The sequence below is a fragment of the Deltaproteobacteria bacterium genome (genome assembly GCA_016178705.1).
Classification (GTDB): Bacteria; Desulfobacterota; Binatia; order HRBIN30; family JACQVA1; genus JACOST01.
Genome location: JACOST010000014.1, coordinates 391,606 through 403,246 on the forward strand (window position 1 = coordinate 391,606; position 11,641 = coordinate 403,246).

An 11,641-nucleotide genomic window follows, 5' to 3' on the forward strand; every position below is an offset into this window, starting at 1 on the left:
CTCAGCGAGTGGACGCCGCGCCAGCGGCGCATCGCTGATGCGCTGCTCGATCATCATTCCGACGTACAACCGCCGCGACTCGCTGCGCCGGTGTCTCGCCGCGGTGACGCGTCAGGATCATCCCGACTTCGAAGTGATCGTGGTCGACGATGCCTCCACCGACGGCACCGGCGACATGGTACAGCGTGAGTTCCCTCACGTCCGCTGCCTGCGTCAGGACATCAACACCGGTTCCACCATCGCACGCAACAATTCCATTTCAATGTGCGGCGGCGACCTGGTGGTATTCACCGACGATGACTGCATCCCGCCGGCACATTGGCTGCGCACGCATGTCGCACACTACGCCGATCCCCGCGTCGGCGTGGTCGGTGGACCGCTGATCACGGCGGCGCCCAGCTTCTGCGACAAGTTCTACGCCGCGCACTATCGCGACGAGTACGAGCGGCTGCAGCGAATCGAGCACCTCGCCGGCTGGGAGCGCTTGGTGACCGGCAACATGAGCGTGCCGCGCGCCGTGTTCGAACGCGTCGGGCTCTTCGACGGCGAATTCCCGCGCGGTGCGGATGCCGACTTGGTGCGCCGCATCTGCCGCGCCGGGTACGTCGTCATTGCCGACCCTGCCGTCGCCGTCGAGCATTTGAAGAGCTACACCCTGCGCTCGTTTCTGTTGGAGCGCTTCGCCAAGGCTTGCGGTTCGATGATGACGGACGTGAAGGAAGGCAGCCTGAGCGTGCGGCGTTTCGTACCGCTACCGAATGTCGTCGGAACCTGGCGGGACTGGCAGAACTTCCGCGCCATGTTCGGCGCACCGTTTGCGGTAAGTCTACCGTTCTGGACGTTGGCGATCGTCACGCGCTGGCTCGAAGTCGCCGGCCGTGGGTACTACTACTGGACGGTCGGCCGCTTCTATCGGGCCGGCAAGTCGTCCTAAACCAACTCGGTCTGATCGGGTGGATTCTGTCGCGGTTCAGCGGCGCGGCGCGCCGCCACACCAGACACGCAGCCGCTCTCCCACGCGCACGTAGCGCACCCACAACCCCGCGGCGACGAACTGCAGCCGCTGCCGGCGCCCGCGCAAGCGCGGATCGCGGTAGGCGGCCGGCACGACGCGAAGCGGCGCGAGACAATCCTTGATCAGATCGATCGCGAAGTCTTGTCCGCGATAGCCGCGCCGGCGTTGTAACGTCAGCTCGCCGCCGGCGACGCGCGCAACCTTGTGACGCAGCTCACGCAGCGACCAACGCGCCGGATGCACGACGACCGCATCGGCGGCGTAGTCGAGACGATAGCCGGCAGCGAAGACCCGCTGCCCAAAATCGACATCGCCGCTGGAGGTCAACCGCGCATCAAAGCCACCTACCTGATCGAACACCGCACGGGTGGTGAAGAGATTGGCGCCGACCGCGAAGTGGCGTTCGGTCACGTTCGCCTGTTGCTGCAGAAAACTGAGGCTGTCGTACAGTTCCGCCATGCTCGGGCGCAGAGGATCACGAAACGCGAACTCGACCGCGCCACCGACCACTCCGTTTCGCTCGTCGCGAAGCAGCGCCGCCACACCGCGCGCGATCCAATCGTCCGCGGGCACGCAGTCAGCGTCGGTGAACGCCAGCACCGCGCCCTGCGCCGCCGCCACCCCCGTATTGCGCGCCGCATACGAACCGGCCCGGCGCTCCATCGTCAGCGCCGCGTGCGGGTATCGGCGCAGCATCGCCGCCAAGCCGCCGCTGACGCCATTGTCCCCATTGTCGACCACGATCACTTCGAAGCGATCGCCGCGATAGCTCTGTCGTTCAAGCGCGATCAGGCACTGCTCCAGGCACTCGGCGTGGCGAAACACGGGCACGATCACCGAGACGAACGGCGACACCATGGTCAGCGACTCGACGCGCTGATGCGGAGTAAACGACTCCAGGGCACCCAGAAGACGTAGCAGATCATAAACTGATCAAAGCTCGGACCGAGCACGACGCGGATGCCGACCTGGATCGCGAACAGGGCGGGAACAACGACCGCGCGAGCCCAGCCGCTCACCACTGCGAGCGGCGCACTCAATTCGCTCAGCACAGTGAGCGCCGCCAACGCTCGACACCACTGCGCGTGCCGCGCCAAGGCCAGGCCCCATGAGACCAGCGGATCGCTGTGCGCTCGATGGTACTGATTCTGTACCAACGTGATGGCGAGATTGTCGGAGAAGATCCACGCCAAACCCGAGGTCCGCAGCTTGGCAACCCCGGAGGCGAAGAAGACCAAACTCATCATCAGCCAGACCAAACGCACAGGCCACCAATACTCTCCACTCGGCACGACGCCATCGCGCTTTGACCACAACCGATCCAGTGACCACGCATCGCCGCAGCGCGCCACCGCCATGATCCCGAGGACGATCAGCAGCAGCGCATCGTAGTGATGAATCTTGCCAAAGTTGTGCGGCAGCCCGAGCAGGTATCCGCCGAGCACGAACGCGGTCGCCGTGCCAACGCGCGTCGCCAGGCCGACGCAGCTCAACGCGAGCGCGACCTTCCATACGGTCTGAAGGACGATGAGAGTACCACTCGACGTCACCCGGAGATTGAGAAATCGAAACGCGACGATCGGGTCCCAAAACACTGGGGACACCGATGCCCACGCGCTGAAATCTTGCGTGCAATAGTAGACGAACGCCGCGCCGAAGAAGCAGACGCGACACATGCCGAGGTTCGCCGGCGACGTGGGGCGGAACCAAAACCGTTGCCAGAGCTGCGCGAGGGGCGTCATCGTCAGCCGGGCGGCGTCGCGCGCACTTCGAGGAGCAATTCCCGCTGCGACGGCTCGGCCAGCGTGGCCGCTAGCGGGTCCAGTTCCCAACGCATCTGATACAAGCGGATCGCCTGTAGCGCCGGACCATCGTGTCGGCCGGCGTCGCGCAATGCGGCATAGCGGGCCAGCACGTCCGCGAGCGCGGTGGGGAGTAGTTGATCGCGTCGCGCGTTACGCAGCAACCGTTCGAGTCCCTCGTGCAAACGCTGCTGATCGAACGGCTGCAAGTACTCAGACGCGTACAACGGCAGCTCGGACGAAGGATCCCCGGCAATGACACCGACAAGTCGCGGAAACCGCATGGACCGCGTGCGCAACTCGGCGTACATCGCGTACGGCGAAAATGGCCACAGCTCGATGTTGAAAGCGAGCGCTAACAGTGCGCCACCGACCACGATCGCGATGATCGCATTGACGAGCCGCAGCCGGGGCGGGCTCATCGCCGGATCGCGCATTGGATCGGACGCAACCAGCCGCGCCACGTGCGCGTCGAGCATCTGCTGCACTCGCGGCCGGCTCACCGTCCAGCTCGTGCCCGCCATCACCAGCAGCGCGCCAAAGACCCTCCACGCAACCTGCGTCCACAGCGCCAGGTAGTGATCGACGTTAAACAGCGCTTGCCCCGAGATGATCCCGCGCAGCATGCGCGGCCCGCGCTCGTGATAGGCGCTCACGATCAACGACGGCACCACGACGAGCGCAAACGAGAGCCACGCGATCGCCACCACCACGGTTGCGATCGTGAACCACCGCAGGCTATCGGATCCCCTCGTCGCGCGACTCTTCGTCATGGTTTGTGCTCTGGACGTAGCAGCGCAGCGATCGGAGAGCCGTCGACGTCCGGCAGGGTCACACCAAGCAGCGCGGCAATGGTCGGCGCGAAGTCCATAGTCGAAACCGAGTGCGCCAACAGCCCTGGGCGTATGAACGGACCGCGCGCGAAGAACAGTCCTTCGGCAACGTGATCGCCGGTCCGCGGCGAAATGGGCGTGCCCTGAACCGTCCCGACGCGGGCAGAGTGCAGCGATCGAATCGGAGCGGTGCGGTCCCACTCGACCAGCAAGTCTGGCAAGCGATCGCGCTGCGGCCCGCGGTAGAGATCGTCGGTGCGCACGACGGCGCGGACCGCCGGTTGCCCGGTGACGGGATTGATCAACGCCAGCAGCTCGCGGGTCAACTCGTCGCAGAACGCGTCGTACTCCGCCCCGCGTTGAACCAAGCCGCGCGGCTCGCGGCCGACGACATTGACTCGAATTCCGCTCACCAAGTCGTTGTTGGGGACTTGGAACGCGCGCCGTGTGCCGTCAAGCACCGTTGCCTCAAGCCATCGATGCACACCGCGGCGCAACGGCGCCAGAGCGCGCCGGACCGACTGCGGCGCGCCCTGCCAACCGCGCCGAATCAGCGGCAGGAACTGCGTCGGAAAAGATTGCCGGGCGCGAATATGAGGCACCGGCTCGAGCCGCCGCAGGACTTCGTCGAGCAAGAGCGTCCCGTCGCAGTGCGTGCTCATGCCATGACTGGTGAGCACCATCACCGTCGCATCGCGATCGATCTGAGCGAGTAGCCGGCCCACTGCCGCATCGAGGGCGCAGTAGATCGTTTCAAGCGGATCGCCCAAAGCCTGCGCAATCGCCGGGTTGTACTGCGGGTGCGTCGGATCGTGCAGGTGCCAGAGCTGATGCCCAGCGCAGTGGGCTTCGCTGAAGACGGTCAGGAACAAGTCCCAGGGTCCTTGTCCGAGCAGATAAGTCGTCAGCGCTAACTTGCCCTCGATGCGGGTCAGCAGCGCGTCGCGCAATCCGCGCGCGCCCGCGGCGTCGCGCGCGTGTAAGTCGCACGAGCCGACGGGCTCGACACCGAAGCGCGCGGTGAGTTCCGGCCCCAACGATCGCGGCCATGTGCGCAGGCCGCCGCCCTCCGCATCGTGCGTACCCCAATCGGTCACGTGGATGCCGTTGAGGGGCGCACCACACGTCGCCTTGGGCACATCGATGATGCCGACTCGTTTTCCCACCCGACTGAGCGCGAGCCAAAACGGCTTCGCCCGGAGATGCGGCGGCGCGAAGCGATACGCGTGGTACGTTCCGGGCCGTAGCTGCTGATAGCAGTAGCGGCCGTGGCGTGCCGGTGATTGGCCGGTGAAGAACGACGGCCAGACGGCCCCGACGAACAGACCACGCGGCGCGGACGTGTGGCCCCACGCCGCGTCACTCAGCAAGCGCTGAAACGTCGGCAGCCGTCCGGCGGCAGCCCAGCGGCGGATGAGTTCGCCATCCGCAGCATCCAGCGCGATGCACACCACCTGTGAGCGATCCGTCATCAGCCACCGTGTTTACTGGCGATGCTCGCAGTCCGCTGCCCGAGGCCTTGCACAAGACATCAAGTCCGTGGGTCCGTCATACCGGCGAAAGCCGGTATCCAGGCTGGGACGTGGAGACGGATCTGGATTCCGGCTTTCGCCGGAATGACGAACGGGGTTCTCGCATAGCCCTTGGAAAACATGCGGCCAGGATCGCCTTCGTTTCTAACCCAGCCGTTGTTCGTGCTCGATCACGCGGGTGATGATCTCGGTCAATCGCGTTACCGGTCGGAACCCGATGAGATCGCGGATGCGCGTAAGATCAGGAATCCGCCGCTGCATGTCTTCGAACTGCTCGTCCCATGCCTGCTCGTAAGGAATGCGCACGATCTCCGAGGCGCTGCCGGTCAGTGCCTTCACGCGGCTCGCCAACTCGCCGATGGTGACCTCCTCGTCGCTGCCGATGTTGAACACGCCGCCGATCGCCTCGCGGCAGTCGATGAGTTGTAGTAGCGCACCGACGACATCGCCGACGTAGCCGAAGCAGCGGCGCTGCGTGCCATCGCCGTACACCGTGATCGGGCGACCCGCCAACGCCTGCCGAACGAACGTCGGCAACACCATGCCGTACTGTCCGGTCTGCCGCGGCCCGGCCGTGTTGAACAGCCGCACAACAATCGCCGGCAAATGCTTCTCGCGCACGTAGGCGAGCGCGAGAAATTCATCGAGGGCTTTGCTGCACGCATACGACCAGCGTCCGGTCTTGGTGTTGCCGAGCACGAGATCGTCGTCTTCACGAAACGGGACACGCGCCCCTTTGCCGTACACTTCCGACGACGAGGTGATGAGTACCGGTGTGCCCGCCGTGCTCGCCAGCTCCAGCACGATCTCGGTTCCCTTCACGTTGGTCTCGATCGTGCGCACGGGGCTCTCGACGATCAAGCGCACCCCAACCGCGGCGGCGAGATGAAACACCGCATCGGCACGCCCGATCAGTTCTGCCAAGCGCGCGCGGTTGAGCACCGAATCGATCACGCACTCGAAATTGGCGTGCTGGTCCAGATGAGCCAGGTTGCGGCGGCTACCGGTCGAGAGATCATCGAGTACCAAGACGCGATGCCCGGCCGTGAGCAACGCATCGGCGAGATGGCTGCCGATGAAGCCGGCACCGCCGGTAATGAGATACGTCTTCACTTCCATGCGCGGCTCACGCTCCGCTCCAAGAGTGCATCCATAGGACACTGTGGCGTCAGGGTCTAGATGGCGACCGTTCGCCCTTCTCCCGTGCGGCGGGATCGAGTAGGGAGCGTGCCAACATGAAGCGGATCTTGGTGGTGCGACCCGACTTCAATCCGCCCGGCGGGGGACGAAGCGTGGCCGCGTGGACCGTGCAAGCGCTCCGCGACGATCACCACGTCGATGTGCTCGCCGCGAAGCCGGTGAATATCGCCGCCATCAATCGTCACTACGGGACCACATTGCGGTCGACCGACATCAGATCGCAGGCGGTCGCGCCACTGATCGGCAACCTGACGCGGCGTTTCGATCTGTGGCAGTACATTCACCTGCTGCGCCACGCGCAGCGCTTGCGCGGCAACTACGATGTGATGATCGGCCTGCAAAACGAGGCGGACTTCGGTGGTCGCGGCATTCAATACATCCACTACCCGCGCTTTCACGATCCGCGCATCAATCCAAACGTGCCAAACGCGCCAAACGTGCCACGGGTGCCACGCGTGAGCGAGCCGGCCGACGGGCCGTCACCTCGTTGGTACCATCGCTCGCCAATCTTCATGCGGTGGTACCTTCGCCTCGCGGGGATAGGATCGGGATTCTCGATGGCGCGCATGCGGGAGAATCTCACCTTCGCAAACTCCGATTGGACCGGACGACTGGTCAAGGCGGCGCATGGCATCGAGCCGACGACGCTGTATCCGCCGGTGGCGGACAGTTTTCCGCGGGTTCCATGGGAGCAGCGCAAGATGGGTTTTGTCTGCGTCGGCCGCATCGCTCCCGTGAAGCGGCTGGAGATGATCGTTGCCATTCTGGCCGCTGTGCGCCAGCGCGGCCACGACGTGCACTTGCACATTGCGGGCGTGCCCGGCAATCAGAACTATTTTCAACTCGTGCAACGCCTGTGCGCGCAGCACAGACCGTGGGTATCCCTCGATCTGGATCTGCCGCGTCCGGCGCTCGCGCAACTCATCGCCACCCATCGCTACGGCATTCACGGGATGGCGCGCGAGCGCTTCGGCATCGCCGTCGCTGAGATGGTGACGGCCGGATGCATCGTGTTTGTCCCCAATAACGGCGGGCAGGTCGAGATCATCGGCGACAGCGCGGAGCTGCGCTATGACACGCCCGACGAAGCCGTGGACAAGATCGACGCCGTGTTGCGCGAACCCGCGCGACAGGACGCGTTTCGCGAGATTCTCGCCGCGCGCAGTGCACGCTTTTCGGCGGCCGAGTTCATGCGGCAGATGCGCGCGGGCGTGGCGCAGTTCACCTGAGATCGCGCCGTCCGTTCAGGACAGACCCGACAGCCGCTTCATCCGCTTCAGCAGCCCTTCGTCCTTGCGGCGTTCGGAAAGAATCTTGGTGATGTACGCACGTTTGAACAGCCAGCGCTGATGGCCGGTGACGAGAACCTCGGACACATACTCCCAGCCTTCGTCTTGCTCGAACGGTTCGATCTCCCGGTGCAACTTGAAAAAATAGTCGGCGAGATCGGGATCGACGCCGAGGCGTTCGAAGGCTGCCGTTAGCGGATGCTTCCCGGGCTTTGGCAGCAGCAGCCCCTCGCCGGCGGCACCGCCTTGGCCCAGCCCTAACGCGCGCTTGCCCATCTGCTCCTTCACCTTGGTCGGCGGACCGAGATGGAACGCGGCGATCGCCTCCTCCGGCGAACCGTGCACCAGAAACCACTTCGTCACATAGCCGCCGGCGATGGTCTCCGTCGGCGGATCCCACTGAAACAAGTCGGCGCGCGTGAGCCCGAGCGCTTGCTCGCAGAAGTCGGCCCAGATCTCCATGTGGTTGCGCGTGAGATAGCCACCCGACTCGGTGGCGAACGCTTGCGCAATCGCGCGCAAGGCGCGTCCCTCGGACAGGCGGGTGAATTGGCCCGCGATGTTGCGCGTGGCGTCCATGTGGATGAAATCCTTTACCAGCTCCTTGGTCGCGTCGATCGACGCGCGGCCGGAGAGCAGCAAGCCGAAGGCCGTCTCGGCAGGGCGCGGCAGCGCGAGGCAGAATTCGCCGAGTTCCGCTTCGAGTTCGTAGTAGCTCTGATCGTCGCCGGTCTTGAACGACGATCCCGGCGGCGGCCACACAAAGTCGGGAAGCGAGTACGTGCCCGCGATCATCTGACTCCAGGCCGTGCGCATGTTCTGATAGATCAGCAACCAGTGCCGCAAGGTGGTGCGCAGGAGTTCCTGCTGTGACGCGTCGGCCGCAAACTCGCTGACGATCTCCCACACCGGTTCACCGACGAAGCCGCGGAAGTCCTCGTACGCGCGCCAGTACGCCACCGCATCCTCGGTGAGCTTGTAGGCGCGCTTGAGGTACTCGGCGATGCCGCGCTGGCACAGCCAGGGGCGTTCGTCGCGCACGACATCGAGCAGCGCCCCTTCCGCGGCGAGCGCGCTGACCACGTAGCCTTCCTCGAAACTGGAGAATTGGAACTGCAGCCGCGTGTAGGTCGCCTGCATAGTTTCCGGACAAGCGTAGTGGGCTTCGAGATCGGCCGGCGTGAGGCCGAACGCCGCGGCGAAGCGCAGGAAGAGTTGCAGCGGCGGCGTGGTCACTTGGTGAAAGCCAGTCTTGCGATTGACGAGCTGGCTCAAGGCGAGGAACAGTCCGCGGCGGCGGCAGCGCGCGATCATCGCCGCGGTGCCCTGCGCGTCCATGCGGATGAATTGGTAGTAGTCCTTGATCCAGCGCTGCATCGCCTCGCGCGAGGCGGTGCCGTACCTTAGCGCTTCGGCGAGCGCCGCATCGATCGGGTAGGCGCGCACCAGCGCCTTCAGCTCATCGATGAACTCCACGACTGGCTTCGCCGGCTCAGGCCGCTCGTGGGCGTAGAGGTCGAGGAACGCGCTCGCGTTTGGTGCCGGTGCAGGTGAGTGCTGTTTAGTTGCGATCGCCATGGTCAGTTCCTCCGGCTCTACCTCACTTGATGCTGGGCGGCTAACACAGGTTCATCGAGTCGAGCAAACCCAAGTGGGCGGCACGCTGGCGCTCTTACGCCGGACTCTCGCGGCTAGTGAGAGTAGCAAGCCAGCGGTCGAACTCGTCTTCACCAACGCGCTGCGGATTCTCCGGATCGAGCGACCAGCGCTGCGAATTGGTTGCGATGTAGTCGCGGATGCGATTCAGCTCGTCGTCGGTGCGGATGACATGTTCGTAGTAGTTGTGTTGCCAGACGAGCGCGCGGGGCGTGGTGCGAGTCGCGTTGATGCGTTTTGTGACCGCAGCTTTGAAGGAGCCCACGATCGCTCCCACCGAACGCGAGATCGGGCCGCTAGCCTTCCGGTGTAGGGGCGACGCATGCGTCGCCCGGCGGTGGGGTGCGGGATCAGGCCAGGAGGGCGACGCATGCGTCGCCCCTACACCGGAAATGGCGAAGATACCGTGCACATGGTTTGGCATCACCACAAAGGCGTCCAACTCCACGTGGTGCGCGTGCTGTGGAATTGCGTCCCAACACTCCTCGACGACGACGCCGTACGCGCTGAGGCCAGTTTGACCGTCAAGGATTTCTCCGAACCAATGCCTTCGCTCGTGAGCGCAGATCGTGATGAAGTACACGCCGGTCTGCGTGTAGTCGTAGTTCGCCAACCGAATCGAACGGCGCCGCGCAACGTCGGGCGATGCGACGATCGGCACCGCCCCCCGTTTCGCTTTCAATGGCACGACGCGCTTGGCGATCCGTCCAGCCGCCAACGCGGCTAGCGCCGCGCGTTGCGGCTTCGAGGTGCCACCCAGCGGCACGTCGCTGCGCTCGATGAACAGGTAGCGCTCGGGCCACTTGTAATGCGACAGCGCCTCGCGAGCGAGCGCACGCAGATCGGTTTCGCTCGCCGCTGCGCCGGGCTTCGACACAATCATCGCGACAACGTCGTGCTCCAATCCGTCTATCGGCAGGCCGACCACGTACACCGCCTCGACGGCAGGATGCGCGCTCAACACGTTTTCGACCTCGACGGGTGACACATTGATGCCCTTGACGCGAAGCAAGTCTTTGCTGCGACCAATGAAGTGCAGCGTGCCGTTGCCATCGATGCGCCCGAGATCACCGGTGAGGAACCAACCGTCCGGATCGAGCCCGGTACCCGCGGGTTGTTTGTAGTAGCCGCTGAACAGGCCCGGACCACGCACCGCGATCTCGCCGGCCGCATCATCTGAAGAACTCTGGCCGCCAATGATGCGAAGCTCAACACCCGGCAGAGCTGCGCCGAGTTGCGTCTGGCGCTCCGCAGCCGCGTCTTGCCAACTCAGTGCGGTAACGTAGCCGGCCATCTCGGTCATGCCGTAGCCGGTGATGAAGCGCGCATCGGCAGCGAGATGCCCGGCGAACCACTCGACCCGACCGCCGCCGCGACGCACCTGACTCAGCAGGGACGGCGCGCAGTCACCGTGCGCCAGCAACTGGCCGACCTGCGGCGGGCGCAGGTGGAGCGCGCTCGGCCGGTGTTGCTGCAACGCGGCGATCAGACCATCAACGGTGTACGTTTCCATCACGATCAGCGCGCAGCCGGTTGCCAACGTCGGCAGTGCGCGAATCGCCAGGCCGGCGACCCAGAACAGCGGCAAGGTCGACAGCAGCGCATCGTCGCGCGTCAACCCGGTGCGCTCCGCGGTTGGCAGCACGGTGGCGAGCAGCGCGCGATGACTCAGCATGACGCCCTTGGGCTGCCCGGTTGTCCCCGAAGTGTAGAGGATGCATGCGACGGACTCAGAGTCGATCTCTCCTTGTAGGGGCGACGCATGCGTCGCCCTCGCCTCATCGATGCGCAGCACCGCGCGCAAGCGGGGCAGCGGTGGCAACGACCGCAGCATCGCCAGATAGTCGTGCGAGCGCAGTTGCGGCTGCACGACCAGCAGATCGACATCGGCGTGATCGAGAATCGTCTCAAGTTCGCGCGCGGTAACGAACGTCGAGATCGGCACCAACGTCGCCCCGGCACGCCAGACGCCGAACGCGACCGCGAGCCAGTCGGGGCTGTTGCCGGCGAGCAATCCAATATGCGCGCCGCGTCCGCAACCCGCCGCCGCGAACGCCGCGGCCCAGGCGTCGGTGGCGCGATCCAAGGCGGCGAAGCTGAGCGTGCCGTGCTCGCCTACCACTGCCGCACGTTCGCCGTGCTCGGCGGACAAGCGATGCAACAGCGCGCTGAGATTCTTCGCCTGCGGCTCAGAATGACTCGGCGGCGACATTCCCTCGTGACCTGTTCGTTCCACGTATTCCGCTTGCTCCGCGCCACCGACCTTTTGTATGTTAACGTCCGTTAGTTCAAGCACCGGCTCCCAGGAGGTTTC

The 11,641-nt window shown here is 65.0% G+C and carries 9 protein-coding genes; 2 read left to right on the plus strand and 7 right to left on the minus strand.

The features are described 5' to 3' along the window. Positions 1–37: 37 nt before the first annotated feature. The gene (locus HYR72_09805) at positions 38–934 is read left to right on the plus strand and encodes a glycosyltransferase family 2 protein (GenBank protein ID MBI1815260.1); all 897 of its coding nucleotides are present in this window, start codon (positions 38–40) and stop codon (positions 932–934) included. Between the two features lie 36 nt (positions 935–970). On the opposite strand, the gene HYR72_09810 is transcribed toward HYR72_09805, so the two are convergent. The 5 genes from HYR72_09810 to HYR72_09830 all read right to left on the minus strand — a co-directional run bounded on the left by HYR72_09810 (position 971) and on the right by HYR72_09830 (position 6,301). Further along, positions 971–1,873, minus strand: coding sequence for a glycosyltransferase (locus HYR72_09810; GenBank protein ID MBI1815261.1), 903 nt, complete (start codon positions 1,871–1,873; stop codon positions 971–973). A 2-nt stretch (positions 1,874–1,875) separates the two neighbouring features. Continuing rightward, positions 1,876–2,757 (minus strand): hypothetical protein, encoded by an 882-nt coding sequence (locus HYR72_09815; protein ID MBI1815262.1) that lies wholly within the window; start codon positions 2,755–2,757, stop codon positions 1,876–1,878. Positions 2,758–2,759: 2 nt separating this feature from the next. Next, a complete protein-coding gene (locus HYR72_09820) occupies positions 2,760–3,590 on the minus strand; it encodes a hypothetical protein (GenBank protein ID MBI1815263.1) in 831 nt (276 codons plus the stop codon). Further along, on the minus strand, positions 3,587–5,122 hold the full coding sequence (locus HYR72_09825) for an alkaline phosphatase family protein (GenBank protein ID MBI1815264.1): 1,536 nt from the start codon (positions 5,120–5,122) through the stop codon (positions 3,587–3,589). The genes HYR72_09820 and HYR72_09825 overlap by 4 nt, the downstream gene beginning before the upstream one ends. Positions 5,123–5,326: 204 nt before the next feature. After that, a complete protein-coding gene (locus tag HYR72_09830; protein ID MBI1815265.1) occupies positions 5,327–6,301 on the minus strand; it encodes a GDP-mannose 4,6-dehydratase in 975 nt (324 codons plus the stop codon). 116 nt (positions 6,302–6,417) lie between these two features. On the opposite strand from HYR72_09830, the gene HYR72_09835 reads away from it, so the two are divergent. Continuing rightward, positions 6,418–7,611 (plus strand): glycosyltransferase family 4 protein, encoded by a 1,194-nt coding sequence (locus HYR72_09835; GenBank protein ID MBI1815266.1) that lies wholly within the window; start codon positions 6,418–6,420, stop codon positions 7,609–7,611. Between the two features lie 15 nt (positions 7,612–7,626). Here the strand turns inward: HYR72_09835 and HYR72_09840 are convergent, their stop codons facing one another. Beyond that, entirely contained in the window at positions 7,627–9,249 is a 1,623-nt protein-coding gene (locus HYR72_09840) for a hypothetical protein (GenBank protein MBI1815267.1), read from the minus strand. A 94-nt stretch (positions 9,250–9,343) separates the two neighbouring features. Next, positions 9,344–11,539, minus strand: a complete 2,196-nt coding sequence (locus tag HYR72_09845; GenBank protein ID MBI1815268.1) for an AMP-binding protein — start codon at positions 11,537–11,539, stop codon at positions 9,344–9,346. Positions 11,540–11,641 lie beyond the last annotated feature (102 nt).